Source organism: Kitasatospora purpeofusca (assembly GCF_036010405.1).
GTDB classification, from domain to species: Bacteria; Actinomycetota; Actinomycetes; order Streptomycetales; family Streptomycetaceae; genus Kitasatospora; species Kitasatospora purpeofusca.
Genome location: NZ_CP108561.1, coordinates 8,901,641 through 8,919,256, shown reverse-complemented (window position 1 = coordinate 8,919,256; position 17,616 = coordinate 8,901,641). Strand labels below are relative to the sequence as shown.

16 protein-coding genes and 1 pseudogene are annotated in these 17,616 nt (G+C 73.8%); 8 read left to right on the top strand and 9 right to left on the bottom strand.

What is annotated here, in order from left to right; translation table 11 throughout:
• Window positions 1-11 precede the first annotated feature (11 nt).
• The 4 genes from OG715_RS38830 to OG715_RS38815 all read left to right on the top strand — a co-directional run bounded on the left by OG715_RS38830 (window position 12) and on the right by OG715_RS38815 (window position 2,899).
• Window positions 12-926, top strand: coding sequence for a universal stress protein (locus OG715_RS38830; protein ID WP_266272525.1), 915 nt, complete (start codon window positions 12-14; stop codon window positions 924-926).
• Entirely contained in the window at window positions 923-1,780 is an 858-nt protein-coding gene (locus tag OG715_RS38825; RefSeq protein ID WP_266272527.1) for a universal stress protein, read from the top strand. Before OG715_RS38830 ends, OG715_RS38825 begins: the two co-directional genes overlap by 4 nt.
• A 121-nt stretch (window positions 1,781-1,901) precedes the next feature.
• Window positions 1,902-2,435, top strand: coding sequence for a flavodoxin family protein (locus OG715_RS38820; protein WP_266272529.1), 534 nt, complete (start codon window positions 1,902-1,904; stop codon window positions 2,433-2,435).
• A gap of 158 nt (window positions 2,436-2,593) precedes the next feature.
• Window positions 2,594-2,899 (top strand): dsRBD fold-containing protein, encoded by a 306-nt coding sequence (locus tag OG715_RS38815; RefSeq protein WP_266272530.1) that lies wholly within the window; start codon window positions 2,594-2,596, stop codon window positions 2,897-2,899.
• A 24-nt stretch (window positions 2,900-2,923) separates the two neighbouring features.
• Here OG715_RS38815 and OG715_RS38810 read toward each other — a convergent pair whose 3' ends face one another.
• The 4 genes from OG715_RS38810 to OG715_RS38795 all read right to left on the bottom strand — a co-directional run bounded on the left by OG715_RS38810 (window position 2,924) and on the right by OG715_RS38795 (window position 8,367).
• Window positions 2,924-3,757 carry an ABC transporter permease subunit gene (locus OG715_RS38810; RefSeq protein WP_266272532.1) on the bottom strand — a complete coding sequence of 278 codons (834 nt, stop codon included), beginning with the start codon at window positions 3,755-3,757 and terminating at the stop codon, window positions 2,924-2,926.
• Window positions 3,754-4,707 (bottom strand): ABC transporter ATP-binding protein, encoded by a 954-nt coding sequence (locus OG715_RS38805; protein ID WP_266272534.1) that lies wholly within the window; start codon window positions 4,705-4,707, stop codon window positions 3,754-3,756. Before OG715_RS38805 ends, OG715_RS38810 begins: the two co-directional genes overlap by 4 nt.
• A 401-nt stretch (window positions 4,708-5,108) precedes the next feature.
• Window positions 5,109-5,945, bottom strand: a complete 837-nt coding sequence (locus OG715_RS38800; RefSeq protein WP_266272535.1) for a universal stress protein — start codon at window positions 5,943-5,945, stop codon at window positions 5,109-5,111.
• A gap of 40 nt (window positions 5,946-5,985) precedes the next feature.
• Window positions 5,986-8,367 (bottom strand): phosphoketolase family protein, encoded by a 2,382-nt coding sequence (locus tag OG715_RS38795; RefSeq protein ID WP_266272536.1) that lies wholly within the window; start codon window positions 8,365-8,367, stop codon window positions 5,986-5,988.
• A gap of 177 nt (window positions 8,368-8,544) precedes the next feature.
• Between OG715_RS38795 and OG715_RS38790 the strand changes: the two are divergent.
• Window positions 8,545-8,676: pseudogene (locus OG715_RS38790) on the top strand (universal stress protein); the annotation flags it as partial.
• 393 nt (window positions 8,677-9,069) lie between these two features.
• On the opposite strand, the gene OG715_RS38785 reads toward OG715_RS38790, so the two are convergent.
• Genes OG715_RS38785 through OG715_RS38765 form a run of 5 tightly spaced genes read right to left on the bottom strand, consistent with a single transcriptional unit; the run spans window position 9,070 to window position 14,543 of the window.
• Entirely contained in the window at window positions 9,070-9,855 is a 786-nt protein-coding gene (locus OG715_RS38785; RefSeq protein ID WP_266272537.1) for a ribosome hibernation promotion factor, read from the bottom strand.
• Between the two features lie 23 nt (window positions 9,856-9,878).
• The gene (locus tag OG715_RS38780) at window positions 9,879-10,874 is read right to left on the bottom strand and encodes a carbamate kinase (RefSeq protein WP_266272538.1); all 996 of its coding nucleotides are present in this window, start codon (window positions 10,872-10,874) and stop codon (window positions 9,879-9,881) included.
• 2 nt (window positions 10,875-10,876) lie between these two features.
• Entirely contained in the window at window positions 10,877-11,881 is a 1,005-nt protein-coding gene (gene argF, locus OG715_RS38775) for an ornithine carbamoyltransferase (protein WP_266272539.1), read from the bottom strand.
• 25 nt (window positions 11,882-11,906) lie between these two features.
• On the bottom strand, window positions 11,907-13,130 hold the full coding sequence (locus OG715_RS38770; RefSeq protein WP_266272541.1) for an arginine deiminase: 1,224 nt from the start codon (window positions 13,128-13,130) through the stop codon (window positions 11,907-11,909).
• A gap of 18 nt (window positions 13,131-13,148) precedes the next feature.
• Window positions 13,149-14,543: an amino acid permease gene (locus tag OG715_RS38765; protein WP_407661155.1), complete on the bottom strand. Its 1,395-nt coding sequence runs from the start codon at window positions 14,541-14,543 to the stop codon at window positions 13,149-13,151.
• Between the two features lie 476 nt (window positions 14,544-15,019).
• Between OG715_RS38765 and OG715_RS38760 the strand changes: the two genes are divergently transcribed.
• The 3 genes from OG715_RS38760 (at window position 15,020) to OG715_RS38750 (ending at window position 17,580) form a co-directional block, all read left to right on the top strand.
• Entirely contained in the window at window positions 15,020-15,676 is a 657-nt protein-coding gene (locus OG715_RS38760) for an Rv1733c family protein (protein ID WP_266272543.1), read from the top strand.
• A gap of 73 nt (window positions 15,677-15,749) precedes the next feature.
• Window positions 15,750-16,769 carry an Acg family FMN-binding oxidoreductase gene (locus OG715_RS38755; protein ID WP_266272544.1) on the top strand — a complete coding sequence of 340 codons (1,020 nt, stop codon included), beginning with the start codon at window positions 15,750-15,752 and terminating at the stop codon, window positions 16,767-16,769.
• A gap of 109 nt (window positions 16,770-16,878) precedes the next feature.
• Window positions 16,879-17,580 (top strand): response regulator transcription factor, encoded by a 702-nt coding sequence (locus OG715_RS38750; protein WP_323182193.1) that lies wholly within the window; start codon window positions 16,879-16,881, stop codon window positions 17,578-17,580.
• The last annotated feature ends 36 nt before the right edge of the window (window positions 17,581-17,616 follow it).

The following is a 17,616-nucleotide window of genomic DNA, read 5'->3' as shown; positions in this document are numbered from 1 at the left end:
TGGAGGAAACCATGACCGCCACCAGCCCGGACCGCGGCAACGGTCCGATCGTCCTCGGCGTCGACACCGAACCCGGGCCCCTGGCCACAGCCTGGGCGGCCGACGAGGCCGACCGTCGCGGCCTGCAGCTCCGGCTGGTCCACGCCCTCCCCTCGGTGGCCCGGGAGTTCCGCCCGTTCGACGAAGGCCAGTACCACAAGGCACTGCGCGAGCGCGCCGACCAGGCTCTGACCCGGGCGGCTGCCGAGGCCCGCGCGCGGCACCCGGACCTGACGATCACCACGGCGGTCACCGAGGACGTACCCGCGCCCGCCCTCTGCCGGGAGTCGGCACAGGCCACCCTGGTGGTCCTCGGAACTCGGCGTCTGAACCGGATCGAGGAGGTCCTGAGCCTCTCCTCGGTGACCGTGCCCGTGAGCGCCCAGGCCCACTGCCCGGTGGCCGTGGTGCCCGGGCCCGAGCACATCACCCAGGCGCCGCCGTACGTCGTGGTCGGCGTGGACGGCAGCCCCGCCTCGGAGGCCGCCGTCCGCTTCGCCCTCGACCTCGCCGCGCGCCGGGGCGCGGACGTGCGCGCCGTGCTGGTCCGCCGCCGCGGACTGCTCGGCCCGTTCGACCCGCACACCGCCGAGGCACACCTGCGGGAGCTGCTGATCGGCGCCACCGCGCGCCCGCAGGCACTGCACGCCGGAGTCCGCCTCACCCACGAGGTCCTGCACGGCCACCCCGTCGAGGACCTGGCGCGAGCGGCCGAACACGCGCTCGCCGTCGTGGTCGGACGGCGGGGCGGCGGCGGATTCACCGGCATGCGGCTCGGGTCGGTCCCGCACGGACTCCTCCACCGCGCCGACTGCCCGGTCGTCACCGTCCCCGGCCCGTCCGAGAAGGGCACCGACCACCGCGCATCCCCAGGGAGGCTCCTGTGAACGGACCCGTCGTCGTCGGGTTCGACGGCTCACCCGAAAGCCTCGCCGCCACCGACTGGGCGGCCCGCGAGGCGCAGCGCCGCGGACTGCCGCTGGAACTGCTCCAGGCCTGGCCCTGGCCGAAGACCGACGTGCTCGGCACCGACGAGGCGATCAGCTGGAGCCGCCAGCGGCTGGCCGCCCGGGAGGCGGAGCTGCGAGCGGCACTCACCGGGACCGACGTGACCTCGGCACACGTGCCGAAGGACCCGGTCGAGGCTTTGGAAGCCGCCGGCCGCTCCGCCACCCTGCTGGTGCTCGGTTCCCGGGGTCTGGGCATCGTGCGCGGTTTCCTGGTCGGTTCGGTGAGCCACCAGCTGCTGCGCCGGGCAGCATGCCCCGTCGTCCTGGTGCGCGCCGACACGCCCCCGTCCCCGGGCGGCGCGGCCGGGGACATCGTGGTGGGCGTCGACCTGAACCACCCGTGCGACGACCTCCTCGCCTTCGCGTTCGAGGTCGCCGGCCTGCGCGCGGCGCCGTTGCGGATCGTCCACGGCTGGGAGCCACCGGTCGGCAGCGAGTACCTCTCGCCCACCGCGGCCGACGGCACTGCGCGTGACCTGTCGGCCGTCGACCGGGACCGCCTGGACGCCCTCCTGGCCGACTGGCGGAGCCGGTGCCCGGACGTCGACGCCGCAGCTCGCCTGGTGAAGGCCTCGCCCGCCGCCGCCCTGGTCGACGCCTCGGAGACGGCCGACCTGGTCGTCGTGGGCCGGCACGTGCGACACCGACCGCTCGGCACGCACCTCGGCCCGGTCGCGCACGCCGCCGTCCACCACATCGGCTGTCCCGTGGCCGTCGTCCCGCACGAATGAGCACACCGTCGTCCGCGGGCCGTTCGGCCGGGGACCCGGACCGAACGGCCCACGCCCGGGCACCCGCCGCCGGGCCAGCCTGGTGATGACGACCGGTGAGAACCGACGAGAGGTGACAGCCATGCACACCGTGATCGTGTACGAGAGCATGTACGGCAACACCCGGGAGATCGCCGAGGCCATCGCCGACGGCATCCACCGGGCCGACCCCACCGCGGCCGTCGACTGCCTGCCGGTGGCCGATGCCGATGCCGGACTCACCCGCTCCGCGGACCTGCTGGTGGTCGGCGGCCCCACCCACATGCACGGGATGTCCTCCGGGATGAGCCGCCGGATGGCCGCGTCGGCCGAGGCGAAGCGGGAGGGCCACGAGGAGGCCGCCCGGGAGGCCCGCGAGACCGCCGGCGGCGAGGGCCTGCGCACGTGGTTCCGCCACCTGTCCGACACCGAGCACGGCACCCACGCGGCCGCCTTCGACACCCGGGGCGCCGCCGCGAGCAGCGGAGGCGCCGCACCCGGCATCGCCCGCCGTCTCGAGCACCACCACTACGACGTCGTCGCCGAGCCCGAGGGCTTCGTCGTCGAAGGCATCGACGGCCCGCTCCGCACGGGCGAGCTGGACCGTGCCCGCGCCTGGGGCGCCGCCCTCCTCTAGTGCCCCCTCGCGGACGCCCGGAGGAGGCCCGGCGCCACCGTGAAGCCACGGCCTGCCGGGCGCGTCCCGTCCGGCAGGCCCGGGTCGCCGGCCTCCGCACGCCGTCCGGCCGTCCGGCACCCTCCTGAGAACCCCGTACCCGGAAGGACAGAACGGTGATGAGCACCCACACCACGACGCCGATGCGCACCAAGCGCTGGACCTTGCGGCTCGACCTCTTCGAGGAGGGCGACGTGACGAAGGTCCACGCCGTCCTCGACACCGGCGACAACACCCTCGACAGCCGTACCGAGTCCCACCGCAACCCCCATGACACCCCGGTCCCGGAGATCGGCGACGAGTACGCGGCCGCCCGGGCCCTGCTCGACCTCGGACAGCAACTGCTGCGCGCGGGCCGGACCGATGCCGCCGCCAACGAGCCCCCCGGTCACGGCCCGACACCGGCCGGTGTCCGGGCCCGATGACGGGCTCGGACACCGGCCGCCCGCTCAGGCCGCGAGGTCCCGGCGCTCCAGCAGGACGAACGCGGCCGCCAGCCCGGTCAGGCCCACGGCGGAGAGGACGGCGAGGGAGTCCCAGGGCACGGCACCATGGGCGAGCGCGTCGCCGGGCGTGTAGTAGTGGAAGGGGCTCAGGTACCGCAGTGGCGCGGCCGGTTCCCAGGCGAGGGCCACGAAGTTGAGCGCGAAGCCCACCGCACCGAGGACCACGGTGGCCCCCACCACGGACGCCCGGCGCCGACCCGCGGCCGAGACCGCCAGCACGGGCCCGGTCAGGCAGAGCGTGAAGCCGCACCCCAGCAGCCCGGCGGCGAGCACCCCACCGACCGGGACGGCGGCCCGCAGGTCCGGCGAGAGGGCGACGCCGAGCGCGAGCGTCGCGGTGGCCGCGGCGTTCAGCAGGACGGACACGGCGGCAAGGGCGGCGGTCCGCTCCGCCAGCAGGCGTCGGCGGGAGACCGGGCGGGTCATCAGCAGCTCGATGGTGCCGGACTCCACGTCGGCGGCGACGGCGGCCGCCCCCAGCGAGCCGATGGCGGTCAGCTGGAGCGCGATCCAGAAGGGGTGGGTGAGTCCGGCGCCGAGCAGTCCGGCGTAGCTGGCGATGGAGACGTCGCCGTTGGAGCCGCTGAACGCCTTGAAGGCATCCGGTGGGGTCCGCCCGGCGCCGAACAGGTCGGTGGGCGGGACGGCCCCGGTGATCACGACGATCAGGGCCTCGAAGACGATCATGCCGAGCACCAGGCCCAGCAGCATCCGGCGCCGGCGCTGCAGCGCGAGCCCGAACAGCGGGAACCGTCGGCCGACGGCGCCACTGCTCATGACCTCGCCTCCGGTCCGGCGCCGGGCTCGGTCGACGTCTCCCCGCCGGTCCGGTAGAGGTCGAGGAAGGCCTCGTCCAGGCCCGCCTCCTCCACGGTGAGGTCACCGACCGGCAGGGTCGCGAGCAGTTCGCGGACCGCGGGCACCACTTCGTCCGGCGGTACCAGGAGTTCCACCCGGTCGCCCTCCCAGTGCGGCGACCACCGTTCGGCCGCACCGAGCGACCGCTCGCCCCGCCCGTCCGCCAGCACCAGCCGGATCCGCCGGGCCCGGGCCCGGCGCAGGGCGGAGACCGACTGGACCGCCACCAGCCGCCCGCCGCGGATGATCGCCACCCGTCCGCAGGCACGCTGCACCTCGGGCAGGACATGGCTGGAGAGGAGCACGGTGCGGCCGGCCTCCTTCTCCTCGGCGAGGAGCTCGAAGAAGACCTCCTGGACCAGCGGGTCCAGTCCCTCCGTGGGTTCGTCCAGCACGCTGAGGGACGGCCGGTGCTGCAGGGCCTGGACCAGCCCCAGCTTCTGCTTCGTGCCCCGCGAGTACGCGGCGACCCGCTTGTCCAGGTCCGCGCGGGACAGGCGCAGCCGGGCGCAGAGTTCGGCCTGCCTGGACGCGGGCGCTCCCTGGAGATCCGCCAGCAGGTCGAGCGTCTGCCGTCCGGTGAGCTCGGGGTAGAGCCGCAGCTCTCCCGGGAGGTAGCCGATCGACGGCGCCACCCGCCGGTGGTCCGCGACCGGGTCCAGGCCGAGGACCCGGACCGCGCCCGCACTCGGCCGGAGCAGCCCCACCAGGCAGCGCAGGGTCGTGGTCTTCCCCGCTCCGTTCGGTCCGAGCAGTCCGAAGACCTCGCCTCCGCCGACGTCGAGGTCCAGGCCGTCGACGCCGACACTGCGGCCGTACCTCTTGGTGAGCGATCTGAGCTCGATCACCGCCGTACCGTCAGCGGACATGCTCCACCTCCCGTGGTGAGCGCGGCTCCATGGTTCCCGCACCGGCCCGCCGCGAACCTGCCTGCCGCTCCCACCCTGGCGCGGATGCTCCACGCGCGCACGGGGCCGAACGGCCCTGTACGGCGGACCGGTCGGTCTCTGCCCCCCTGGCCGACGCCACCGGGCTGAGGCCAAAGTGATGGCCGAGGCGGCGGGGTGAGGCGGCTGCTGCGATGACGGGCCTGCCACGACGGAAGGTGATCATGCACGGAAGCCCTCCGGTCCGCCGGGTCGCTGTACCCATCCCCCGGCGGTGTCCGTACACAGGACGACGTACGCCGGTCGGGCATGCCCGTGCGGTCACCCGCACCGCGCGGGTGACCGCACGGCCGTCGCCCAGGGACTCCTGGCAGACGTTTCGGTCACACGACCTCGGCGCCTGCCAGTACGACCCCCTCGGGGACGACCGCCACCGGGCAGTCGGCGTGGTGCAGGACGGCGTGGGCCACCGGGCCGAGCAGGCCGACCCGCTCCGCCGGGCGGCGCCCGAGCACCAGCAACCGGGCCTTGGCGGACGCCTCCACCAGCGCCCGGCCCGGTGCGGCGCCCTCGGTGTCCGCGACCACCTCGACCTCGGGATGGGCCGCCTTCCAGGGCTCCAGGACCCGGGCGAGCAGCTCTGCCTCGCCGGTGCGGGCCTCGCCCGCCCCCGCCGAACCCGCCTCGGCATGCACGACCCGCAGCGGCAGGCCGTAACTCCGGGCGGCCAGGAAGGCGAAGAGCAGCGCTGCCTCGGCGGGGCGGCGGGCGTCCAGCCCCACCACCACCTGCTCGCGCGGATGCGCGCCCGGCCCGTCGGCCGGGAGCAGCACGGTGGGGCTGGCGGCCCGGGCGGCGATGTGCAGCGCGGTGGAGCCGACGCGGAGCTCCGGGAATCCGCCGCCGCCGCGTGCCCCGAGGACCAGCAGCTCGGCGTCCTCGCCTGCGGCGACCAGCGCCGTGGTGACGGCGTCGTGGACCTCGTCGGTGCGGACCAGCAGCTGCGGGTGGCGCACCGCGAGGACGTGCCGGACCTCGTGGAGCAGGTCACCGGCGGGCCGGGTCTGCCGGCTCCAGCTGGGGAGGAGGTGCGGCATCAGGGGCAGGGCGTGCAGGACGCGCAGTGGGCGGCCGCGCAGGAGTGCCTCGCGTGCGGCCCAGTCGGCGGCCGCCAGGCTGGCCTGGGAGCCGTCGACGCCGACGGTGACGGGCAGGTCCATGGTGATCGTCTCCTTCAGGTGGGGCGCCTTCGGGTCCGGGTCAGCTGCCCGGCTGCCAGTCGGTGACCTCGGGCAGGTCGGTGCCGTGTTCGCGGATCCAGTCGTGGTGCCGGCTGCGCTGGTCGGCCATCTGCTGGCGGACGCCGGCGGCTCGGACGGCGAGGCCGGGGACGCGGTCGATGACGTCCATGACCAGGCGGTAGCGGTCGAGGTCGTTGCGGACGACCATGTCGAAGGGTGTGGTGGTGGTGCCGGACTCCTTGTAGCCGCGTACGTGCAGGTGCGGGTGGACGGTGCGGCGGTAGGCGAGGCGGTGGATCAGCCAGGGGTAGCCGTGGTAGGCGAAGATCACCGGCTTGTCGCGGGTGAACAGGGCGTCGAACTCGGTGTCGGGCATGCCGTGCGGGTGCTCCTCGGCGGGCATCAGCCGGGCCAGGTCGACCACGTTCACCACGCGCACCCGCAGGTCCGGCAGGTGGCGGCGCAGCAGCTGCGCGGCGGCGATGACCTCCTGGGTCGGCACGTCGCCGGCGCAGGCGAGCACCACGTCCGGCTCGCCGCCGGCGTCGTCGGTGCCGGCCCACTCCCAGATGCCGGCGCCGCGGGCGCAGTGGGCGCGGGCCTCCTCCAGGCTCAGCCAGTCGAAGCAGGGCTGCTTGCCGGCGACGACGACGTTGACGTAGTCGCGGCTGCGCAGTACGTGGTCGGCGGTGGCGAGCAGGGTGTTGGCGTCCGGCGGGAAGTAGACGCGCACCGCTTCGGGGCTCTTGCTGAGGACGTGGTCGACGAAGCCGGGGTCCTGGTGCGAGAAGCCGTTGTGGTCCTGGCGCCAGACGTGGGAGGTGAGCAGGTAGTTGAGGGAGGCGATCGGGGCGCGCCAGGGGATCGTGCGGGTGGTGCGCAGCCACTTGATGTGCTGGTTGACCATCGAGTCGACGATGTGGACGAACGCCTCGTAGCAGGAGAACAGGCCGTGGCGGCCGGTGAGGAGGTAGCCCTCCAGCCAGCCCTGGCAGGTGTGTTCGGAGAGGATCTCCATGACGCGGCCGTCGCGGGCCAGGTGTTCGTCGGTGGGCAGGGTGTCGGCCTGCCAGGCCTTGCCGGTGGCGGCGTAGACGGCCTGGAGCCGGTTGGAGGCGGTCTCGTCAGGTCCGACGATCCGGAAGTCGCGGCGCTCTGCGGTGTCGGCCATCACCTGTTCGAGCAGGTCGCCGAGGACACGGGTGGGTTCGTGGAGGGTGGCTCCGGGCTTGTCGACCGGGACGGCGTAGCGCTCCAGGGCGGGCAGGGGCAGGTCGCGCAGCAGCAGGCCGCCGTTGGTGTGCGGGTTGGCGCCGAGACGGCGGAGGCCCTCGGGCAGGCAGGCGAGGACCTGTTCGGTGGGCCTGCCGTGCTCGTCGAACAGCTCCTCCGGGCGGTAGGAGCGCAGCCAGGCTTCCAGCTGGGCGAGGTGGGCGGGGTTGGTGCGGACCTGGTCGAGCGGGACCTGGTGGGCGCGCCAGGTGCCCTCGACCGGCACGCCGTCCACCTCGTGCGGGCCGGTCCAGCCCTTGGGGGTGCGCAGGGCGATCATCGGCCAGTGCGGGCGCCGGGTGGAGCCGTCGGTGCGGGCCTCGTTTTGGATGGTGGCGATCCTGTCGAGGGCGGTGTCCATGGCTGTGGCCATCGCGCGGTGCACGGCCATCGGGTCCGCGCCGGTGACGTACAGCGGGTCGTGGCCGTAGCCGCGCAGCAGGGCGTCCGGCTCCGCCTCGGGCAGGCGGGAGAGCACCGTCGGGTTGGCGATCTTGTAGCCGTTCAGGTGCAGGATCGGCAGCACCGCCCCGTCGTGCACCGGGTCCAGGAACTTGTCGCTGTGCCAGGAGGCGGCGAGCGGGCCGGTCTCCGCCTCGCCGTCGCCGATCACGCAGGCGACCAGCAGGGCGGGGTTGTCGAAGGCGGCGCCGTAGGCGTGCGAGAGGGCGTATCCGAGTTCGCCGCCCTCGTGGATGGAGCCGGGGGTCTCGGGGGCGACGTGGCTGGGCACGCCGCCGGGGAAGGAGAACTGCCGGAAGAGCTTCGCCATGCCCTCGGTGTCCCGGGTGACGGACGGGTAGGTGTCGGTGTAGCTGCCGTCCAGCCAGGAGCCGGCCAGCACGGCCGGGCCGCCGTGGCCGGGGCCCCAGACGCAGATGGCGTCCAGGTCGCGCCCGGAGACCACCCGGTTGAGGTGGGTGTACACGAGGTTCAGGCCCGGCGAGGTCCCCCAGTGGCCCAGCAGCCGGGGCTTGATGTGCTCAGGGCGCAGCGGCTCGTGCAGCAGCGGGTTGGCCATCAGGTAGATCTGACCGGCCGCGAGGTAGTTGGCGGCCCGCCAGTGGGCGTCGAGCGCCCGCAGCTCGGCCTCGGTGGGCTCTGCGGGCGTTGAGGCGGTCACGGTCATGGCGGCGGTCTCCTCGGGAATCGGTCGACTTCGCTGGCCGCCGACGGCGGGCCGTACCCATCGTCACGCCGCGCACCCGCCTGAACACAGGGCCGACCGGGTCATGGCCCAGCGGCCGGAAGAGGGACTTGCGGCCCAGCCGAACTTCCTGCGTGCCGCGGGCGGGGCGTGACGGGCCGCGATGCGGACCTCCTCGTGGTGGGCCGCCGACGCCGCCCGCACCACCACCCCGGCATGCGGCTCGGGCCGGTCGCCCACGCCGTACTCCACCACGCGCAGCCACCGGTCGCCGTCGTCCCGCACGACTGACCGCCCACCGCATCGAGGGTGGTGGACCCCGGCAGGCCCGGGCGTCCACCACCCTCTTCGCGTGCCCTGGCCTGTACCGGTCGTCCGACGTGGTTCGCCGGCCCCGGCACCCGACGGTGATCCGTCCCCGCGCGATCCGCGCCGGCCCCCCGACGAACACGGGCCTGCCCCGGCCGAGGCAGCAGCGGCGCTGCTCCTTCGGGGAGACCGGAGCTGCGCCACCGAGACGCGGCGAAATCAGCGCGCCGGCCTACGAGGCCGGACCACCGGGCAAGTTCACCGACCCGGTCGTGCAGTGGGTACGCGAAAGCCGGGGACGGCCCCGCACCGTCCCCGGCTCCGCATTTCGTGCCCGGCCGGACGCCCACGGCCGCCGGGCCTGACCCGTGCCCCCTAGAGCACGGGAGTGATGAGGCCGTAGTGGCCGTCGTAGCGGTGGTACAGCACGTTGCCGCGGCCGGTGGCGGCGTCGGTGAAGAACACGAACGGCAGGCCGCTCAGGTCCAGGCGCGCGACCGCGGCGGCCACGGCGAGCTGCGGCACGGCGAGCGTGCTCACCGTCAGGCCGGGCACCGGTTCGGCCTGGGGGTCGGTGGTGGCCAGCCTGTAGCGTTCGTCGGCCGGGTCGCGGTGGACCACGCTGTCGCGGCCGCTCGCCGCGTCGGTGAACAGGTGGAAGTCGTAGTCCATGGCTTCCAGTTCGAGCACTGCCTCCCAGGGCGTCTGCCGGGCCAGGCTGTAGGACTTGTGCCGCACGATCCGCCGCTCCTGCCCGGTGCGGGCGTGGAGCTGCGGGCGGTGCTCGTGCCGGGCGCCGTCCGGCGGGCCGACCGGCGCGGTCGCGTGGTGGCGGTGGTGCTCCCGGTGGTCGCGGACACGGGCGATCCGGGTGTTCAGGCGGTCCTGGAGGAGGTCGAGGGCCTCCTGCATGGTGGCGGCGGCCACGTGGGCGCGCACCGGCCTGCCGTTCAGGTCGACGACGGCCTGGGCGAGCGAGGGCCTGGCCATCGCGTGGTTGGGCTCCTGGGTGAGTTTCACCCTGGCGGCGAGGACCGGCTCGTCGAGCCGCCCGAGCACGGCGAGCATCTTCGTCCGGGCGTAGTCGGGCGCGGCCAGGGTGACCTCGCCGCGGGTCTCCACCAGGATCTCGGTGGCGGACCCGGTCTGCAGACGGTTCATCTCAGTTCCCTTTCCTGGTGGGTTCAGGCTGCCGGGTGCGGTGAGGCCGGGCCGTGGGCCGAAGGTCCCGCCGTCAGAGCCGCAGGTCCTCGGTCACCCGGTTCGGGCAGTGCGCGGACGGTGGTGCCGGTGGTGCCGAGGAGTGCGCCGAGGGCGTCGTCCAGCGGGCCGATGGCGGCGAGGTTTCCGGTGTGCTCGGCGAAGGCGGCGACGGCCTCGACCTTGGGGCGCATCGAGCCGGCCGGCAGGTCGAGTTCGAGCAGCTGCTCGGGGGTGGCGGTGACCAGCGGCCCGGGGTGGGCGGCGCCGAAGCGGGTGAACACGTGGGTGACGTCGGTGAGCATCAGCAGGGCGTCGGCGTCGAGCTGTTCGGCGAGCAGGGCGGCGGTGCGGTCCTTGTCGACCACGGCCTCCACGCCCCGTACCTGGCCGGTGTCCGGGTTGTGGACGACCGGGATGCCGCCGCCGCCGGCGGCGATCACGACGGCTCCGGTCGCCAGCAGGGCGCGGATGGCGGGGACCTCGGTGATCGCCTTCGGCAGGGGCGAGGGGACCGTGCGGCGCAGGTGGTCGCCGTCGCGGCCGGTGGTCCAGCCGCGGTCGAGCTCCATCATCCTGGCCTGGTGGTCGGTGAGTCGGCCGCCGATGAACTTGTCGGGGTGGTGGAAGGCGGGGTCGTGGGGGTCGACCTCGGTGTGGGTGACCAGGGCGGTGACGGCGCGGCCGGGCAGGCGGCCGGTGAGTTCGCGGGCGAGCAGGGTGCCGATCATGCCCTGGGTCTGCGCGCCGAGGACATCCAGCGGGTAGGGGGCGGTCAGGGCCGGGTCGCTCTCGCTCTCGACGGCGAGCAGGCCGATCTGCGGGCCGTTGCCGTGGGTGATCACGAGTTCGTGTCCGGCGAGGACGAGTTCGGCCAGTGATCGGGCGGCGTCGTGGACATGGCGCTGCTGGACGGCGGCGTCGGGGTGTTCGCCCCGCTGGAGGAGGGCGTTTCCGCCGAGGGCGGCGACGATGCGCATGGTCAGTCCCTCCCGAGGGTGGCGACGAGGATCGCCTTGATGGTGTGCATGCGGTTCTCGGCCTGGGTGAAGACCAGGGAGGCGGGCGACTCGAAGACCTCGTCGGTGACCTCCAGGCCGTCCAGGCCGTGTTCGGCGGCGAGGTCGGCGCCGAGGTCGGTGCTCCGGTCGTGCAGGGCCGGCAGGCAGTGCACGAGGGCGGTGTCCGGGTTGCCGGTGGCGGCCATGGTCCCGGCGTTGATCTGGTACGGGAGCAGCAGGTCGATGCGCTCCTTCCACCGGTCGTGGTCCTCGCCCATCGAGACCCAGACGTCGGTGTAGAGGTAGTCCGCGCCGCGCACGGCGTCCTCGACCTGGTCGGTGAGGGTGAAGCGGGCGCCGCTCTCCTGCCCGAGCAGCAGGCACTCGGAGACCAGCAGCGGGTCGGGCCACAGCTCGCGCGGGGCGGCGATCCGCACGTCCATGCCGAGCAGGCTTCCCATCACCATGAGGGAGTTGGCGGTGTTGTTGCGGGCGTCGCCCAGGTAGCAGAAGGAGATCTGCTCCAGCGGCTTGCGGCTGTGCTCTCGCATGGTGAACACGTCGCACAGGCTCTGGGTGGGGTGGCACTCGTCGGTCAGGCCGTTGTAGACGGGCACGCCGGCGTGGGCGGCGAGTTCGGTGACGGTGTCCTGGGCGAAGCCGCGGTACTCGATGCCGTCGTACATCCGCCCGAGCACCCGGGCGGTGTCGGCCACCGACTCCTTGTGGCCGATGTGGGAGCTGTCGGGGCCGAGGTAGGTGGTGGTGGCGCCCTGGTCGGCGGCGGCGACCTCGAAGGCGCAGCGGGTGCGGGTGGAGTTCTTCTCGAAGATCAGCGCGAGGCGCCTGCCGGTGAGGTGCTGGCGCTCGGTGCCGGCGGCTCGGGCGGCCTTGAGGTCGGCGGCGAGGTCGAGCAGGTGGTGGATCTCGGCAGTGGTGAAGTCGAGTTCGCGCAGGTAGTGGCGGCCGTGCAGGGTGGCGGTCATGGCAGTGTTCCTCCTGGTGGGGTGGCTAGTCGGCGGGGTCGCGCTGGATGGGGCAGCTCATGCAGCGCGGGCCGCCGCGGCCGCGGCCGAGCTCGGAGCCGGCGATGGTGACGATCTCGATGCCCTGCTTGCGCAGGTGGGTGTTGGTGGTGGTGTTGCGCTCGTAGCCGACGACCACGCCCGGTTCCAGGGTGAGGAAGTTGCTGCCGTCGTCCCACTGCTCGCGTTCGGCGGCCCGTGCGTCCTGATCGGCGGACAGGAGGCGGACCTTGTCCAGGGCGAGCGCCTCGGCGAGGGAGGCGGCGAGGTCGGTGTCGGGGGTGACGTCGAAGCCGGCGGGGCGCTCGGGGGCGGGGGTGAGGGTCCAGGAGCGCAGCCGGTCGGCCAGGCCGGGATGGACGGCGAAGGTGTCGCGGTCGATCATCGTCATGACGGTGTCCAGGTGCATGAACGCGCGGCTCTCGGGAAGCCGAACCGCGATCAGCCGGTGCGCGGTGTTGGTCAGGAACAGCTGCTGGGCGAGGGCTTCGACGGCCTGGGCGGTGGTGCGCTCCCCCATTCCGACCATGACCACACCGGGGGCGAGGACGTGCACGTCGCCGCCCTCCAGGCTCAGGCCGGGGGCCGTGGTGGTGCCGTCGAGCAGCGGGGGCGCCGTCTCGGTGAACAGCGGGTGGAAGCGGTAGATCGCCGCGGTGTGCAGGGTCTCCCGGCGGCGGGCGGGCCTGGCCATCGGGTTGAGGCTGTAACGTCCGCCGATCCAGCAGGAGTTGTCGCGGGGGAAGAGGTGGTTGGGCAGGGGCGGCAGCGCGAAGTCCTGCTCGCCGAGCGTGTGCCAGGCCAGGCTGTGCGGGTCGTGCAACGGCAGGTCGGTCTTGAGGACGCCGCCGATCAGGTACTCGGCCAGGGTGTGGCCGTCGAGTTGCAGGCACAGCTCGTGGAGCGGCTCCACCAGGGCGGGGCCGACGGTGGCGGGGGTGAGGACCTGGCCGAGCAGCCAGGACCGGGCCGGTGCCAGGTCGAGGGTATCGGCGAGCAGGTCGGCGTAGTGGTGGACGCGGACACCGTGGTCGCGCAGCACCTGGGCGAAGGCGTCGTGCTCCTCGCGGGCCCGCTTGGCCCACAGGATGTCGTCGAAGAGCAGGTCGTCGACGTTGCGCGGGGTGAGCCGGGACAGCTCCAGACCCGGGCGGTGCACGATCACCTGGCGCAGGCGGCCGGCCTCGGATTCGACACGAAGGGTGGACATGGGGGGCTCCTCGGGGGTTCAGTGCTGGTGACGCGTGGTCAGTGCGCGGCGCAGGATGGCCGGCAGGCCCACCGGGCGGGCGGGGCCGGCCGCCTTCGGCAGAGGCGCCGCGGCGGGGACTGCGGGCTCGGTCCCGGCGGGTCCGGTCGAGGCCGCGGCGCGCGGGCGCTTCAGCCAGATGTAGACGGGGATGCCGAGCAGGATGGTGAACAGGCCGTAGTAGACGGTCTGGTAGCCGCTGCCCTGGATCGACCAGTACGAGAAGGCGAGGGCGAGCAGCGCGACGGTGACGTCGCGGACGAAGCGCCGCCGATCCAGCTCCTGACGGCCGCGCACCACCAGCCAGTACAGCTGGGCCGCCGCCGAGACCAGGTACGGGACGACGGCGGTGAGCACGCTCAGCAGGACGATCTCGGTGAAGACCTTGGTGAAGCTGGTGTAGCTGACGACGGTGAGGACCGAGGCCAGGACGGTGGCCGAGACGATGCCGAATGCGGGTACCTCGCTCCGGCCCCGGGTGCCGGTGAAGGCGGCGGGGAAGAGCCCGTCCCGGGCCGCCGCCATCGGCATCTCGGCGCAGATCAGGGTCCAGCCGTTCAGTGCGCCGAGGCCGGAGATGATCGCCGCGACCGCGACCAGGTTGCCGGCCCAGTGGCCGCCCGCGATGTTGTTCATGGCGTCGGTGAACGGCGCGACGGAGGAGCCGAGTTGGGCGTGCGGGACGGTGCCGAAGACCGCCAGGGTGCCGAGCAGGTAGATCGCCGCGCAGGCCAGCGTGCCGTACACGGTCGCCCGCGGGACGTTGCGCTTCGGCTCCCGGACCCGGCCGGCAGCCACCGAGGCGGTCTCCAGCCCGATGTAGCTGAACAGCGCGATCGCGCCGGCCGCCGACACGGCGCCCAGCGCCGAGCCGCCGCTCGCGTTGAAGGCGCCGAAGTTCCCCGCCTTGACGAAGAGCAGGCCGGCGGTGGCCATGAACGCCAGCGGCAGGAACTTCAGCACCGTGGTGACCACCTGGAAGGTGCCGATGTTGCGCACCCCGGTCAGGTTGACGATCGCCGGAACCCACAGGCCCGCCAACGCTGTCCCGACCGAACCCCAGGTGTGGTGGCCCTTGTTGACGAACACCTCGACGTAGCCGACCCAGGCGACCGCGATGGCCGCGTTCCCGGCCCAGGCGGTGATCCAGTACGACCAGGCGGTCAGGAATCCGGCGAACTCGCCGAACGCCTCCCGGGCGTAGACGTACGGTCCACCGCTGCCCGGCACCCGCTGCGACAACCGCCCGAATACCATCGCCAACGCCAGCGCGCCGATCGTCACCAGCACGAACGCCACCAGCGCGATCGGCCCGTAGGGCGCGAGCGCGGACGGCAGGGCGAACACCCCGGTGCCGATGACGCTGCCGACCACCAGCGCGGTCGCGGCGGGCAGCCCGAACCCGCCGCCTGCTCCTCCGGTGCCGTCAACCGGCTTGCCCTGCTGTGGTCTTCCGCGACCGTGTGCGGACATCTGGTGCTCCTCTGCCATGTGTTCCGGGGAGACGAACACCGGTGCGTCCGTCGCTCACGGTGACGATCCTGCGGTCGCGGCCGGCGGTCACCCCAGGGACCATCGGGCCCCGGTCCCGGCGCCACCGGTCCCTTCCCCGTGTCCCACTGGTCCCGGGGTTCCCCGCCGCCCGGTGCCCGGTGCGGACAGGGACCACTGGCCCACTCCTCGGCACCTCGGTCCCTGGGCCCGGGGGGATCGTCACCGACAGAGTTCTCTCAGCGAAGGGCCGAGCAGACGTCCCGCCCGCGAACGAGCCGGAGACTCCGGAGGAGAGCGCTGATGACCGGCCATGTCCGTTCCCGGCCGCTCACCCATCACCGAAGGGCAGTCCGACCATGACCCGCACGCCCCAGCCCCGCCCCCGTCCCGTCCGTCCCTGGCGCCAGCGCCTGCGCCGGGCACTCGACGCCGAGACCAACGAGCTCGCCCGGCCGGAGGACCGGGCCCGCAGCCGAGCCGGACTCCTCGCCGCCTTCGCCACCACCCTGGCCCTCGTGCTCGGCGCTACCGCCGCGTGGACCGACTTCGACTCGGCCGAGCACCGCGCAGCTGCGAAGGCGACCCGCCTGCACCACCTGGACGCCCTCCTGCTCACCTCGACCAGCACCACGACCGACAGAATCGACACCGCGACCAGCCGCTACCACGCCACGGCCACCTGGACGTACCCCGCCGGGCAACAGCAGAGCGGCACCGTGGGCCTCGGCCGACAGGCCCAGGCGGGCTCCACCGTCGGCGTCTGGGTCGCCGACACCGGCCGCCTGACCGCCGCCCCGGCCGGCACCGCCGACCTCGTCTCCGACGCCGTCGTCGTCGGCGTGCTCGCCACGGGCCTCCTGCTCGTCCTCATCGCCGGCGGCCTGGGCCTGCGCCTGCGGTCACTGGACCACCGTGCCGACACCGCCTGGCAGCGTTCCTGGGCGGAACTGGAACCCGTGTGGACCGGACGGGCCTCCCGCCGGCACGGCACCGACGGCCCCCGGCCCAGCTGAACCCGGCGCCCTCCGAACACCCCTGTCTCCCTCTGCGCCCCGGCCCACACCCCGCAGGAAGGACACCTCCCTCGTGACGTCCGCGCCCCTCGACAACGAGTCCGGCCAGGCACTCATCGCCGCAGCAGGCGCTGCGCCCTCCCTCCACAACTGCCAGCCGTGGCGGTTCCGTCTCGACTGCGCCACCCGCACCGTCTTCGTTCACGCCTTACCGCAACGGGCCCCGGCGCTCACCGACCCGGACACCCGAGCTGTGCACATCTCGATCGGCGCCGCGCTCGGCAATCTCCAGGCCGCCGCTGTCCACCTCGGCCGGGAACCCGTCGTCCGCCTGTTGCCCCGGACAGAGCGGCCCGACCTGTTGGCCACCGTGCGTCTCGCCGGGCCACCCCGTGCGGCCCTGCTGCGCCGCCCCGACCTCTACGAGGCCATCTGGCGCCGACGCAGCAGCCGCCTGCCGTTCTCCGCCGAGCCGGTACCCCGCGCCGTCCTCGCCGAACTCGCCGAAGCCACCCGACTCGACGGCGCCGACCTGTATCGGCCGGGCCCCTGCGAGCGCCGCGCCCTGCTCGACCTCACCGCACAGGCCGAGCAGCGGAACATCCACCACCCCGGAAGGCATGCCGAGAACCTGGCCGCCATCGCCGCCCCCGGTACCCACGTCGGCATCCCCCTCTACGCACTCGGCCCCCAGGACTCCACCGGCGTGGTGCCGTTGCGCACCTTCGCCGGCCCCACCGACGGACTGCCCCGGGAACGCGCCGCGTTCGAGACCGACCCCCAGCTGCTCATGCTCACCACCCGGCACGACCGCCGGGCCGACTGGCTGCGCGCCGGCCAGGCACTGCAGCACGTCCTGCTCCTGCTCACTCTGCACGGTCTGCGCGCCTCAGTGCTCCACCAGGCCCTGGAATGGCCGGACCTGCGTGCTCGGATGGTCGGCCCGGAACACGGCCGCTGCGCCCCGCAGATGCTGCTGCGCATCGGATACGGGCCTGCCGGCTGCCCCACCCCCCGGGTCGGCACCGAGCCACCGGAGGCCGACGGCCAGGAGCCCGCTGCGGCCCCGTCGGCCGGCTCCACTCGCCCGTGACCGGCAGAACAGGGCCGTCCGGCCCTGTCGCGCATGCCGAAGCGGCAGGCAGACTGCCCCGACGATCCCACTCGTCCCGTTCCGGCGGCGGGTCCAGAGGCACGGAGATGTGACGGCGGACAGCACGGCGGACCGGGCGAGCGGCCCGGTGAAGGTGTTCCTGCTCGACGACCACGAGGTGGTCCGCCGCGGCGTGCACGACCTGCTGGACGCCGAACCCGACCTGACCGTGATCGGCGAAGCCGGAACGGTCGAGCAGGCACTCGCCCGCGTCCCCGCGCTACGCCCCGACGTGGCGATCCTCGACATGCGGCTGCCGGACGGAGACGGCGTGACCGTCTGCCGTGAGCTGCGCTCGCGCATGCCCGAGCTCGCCTGCCTGATCCTCACCTCCTTCGACGACGAGGAGGCACTGCTGGACACGATCATGGCCGGAGCGGCCGGATACGTGCTGAAGCAGATCAGCGGCACCGACCTCGTCTCCGCGGTGCGCACGCTCGCCGCCGGGCAGTCCATGCTCGACCCCGGCGCCACCACCCGCCTGATGGCCCGCCTGCGCGGCGACACCTCCCCGCCCGCCTCCGACCTCCCACAGCTCACCGACCGCGAGCGGGAGATCCTCGCCCTGATCGGCGAAGGCCTGACCAACCGGCAGATCGGCCAGCGCCTCTACCTCGCCGAGAAGACCGTCAAGAACCACGTCTCCCGCCTGCTGGCCAAGCTCGGTGCGGAGCGCCGGGTCCAGGCCGCCATCATCGCCACCCAGGCCCCGGCCGCGCACGACCAGGCGTCCGGCAAGCGCGTCCACTGACGCCTGCCCTGACAGCGGTCCGCCCGACCACCGGCC

Bases quoted from the DNA above. Each gene is read 5' to 3' on its own strand.
- OG715_RS38815 (WP_266272530.1), top strand. From the start codon at position 2,594: ATGAGCACCCACACCACGACGCCGATGCGCACCAAGCGCTGGACCTTG.
- OG715_RS38830 (WP_266272525.1), top strand. From the start codon at position 12: ATGACCGCCACCAGCCCGGACCGCGGCAACGGTCCGATCGTCCTCGGC.
- OG715_RS38805 (WP_266272534.1), bottom strand. From the start codon at position 4,707: ATGTCCGCTGACGGTACGGCGGTGATCGAGCTCAGATCGCTCACCAAG.
- OG715_RS38785 (WP_266272537.1), bottom strand. From the start codon at position 9,855: ATGAACCGTCTGCAGACCGGGTCCGCCACCGAGATCCTGGTGGAGACC.
- OG715_RS38810 (WP_266272532.1), bottom strand. From the start codon at position 3,757: ATGAGCAGTGGCGCCGTCGGCCGACGGTTCCCGCTGTTCGGGCTCGCG.
- OG715_RS38820 (WP_266272529.1), top strand. From the start codon at position 1,902: ATGCACACCGTGATCGTGTACGAGAGCATGTACGGCAACACCCGGGAG.
- OG715_RS38795 (WP_266272536.1), bottom strand. From the start codon at position 8,367: ATGACCGTGACCGCCTCAACGCCCGCAGAGCCCACCGAGGCCGAGCTG.
- argF (WP_266272539.1), bottom strand. From the start codon at position 11,881: ATGACCGCCACCCTGCACGGCCGCCACTACCTGCGCGAACTCGACTTC.
- OG715_RS38770 (WP_266272541.1), bottom strand. From the start codon at position 13,130: ATGTCCACCCTTCGTGTCGAATCCGAGGCCGGCCGCCTGCGCCAGGTG.
- OG715_RS38800 (WP_266272535.1), bottom strand. From the start codon at position 5,945: ATGGACCTGCCCGTCACCGTCGGCGTCGACGGCTCCCAGGCCAGCCTG.
- OG715_RS38760 (WP_266272543.1), top strand. From the start codon at position 15,020: ATGACCCGCACGCCCCAGCCCCGCCCCCGTCCCGTCCGTCCCTGGCGC.
- OG715_RS38780 (WP_266272538.1), bottom strand. From the start codon at position 10,874: ATGCGCATCGTCGCCGCCCTCGGCGGAAACGCCCTCCTCCAGCGGGGC.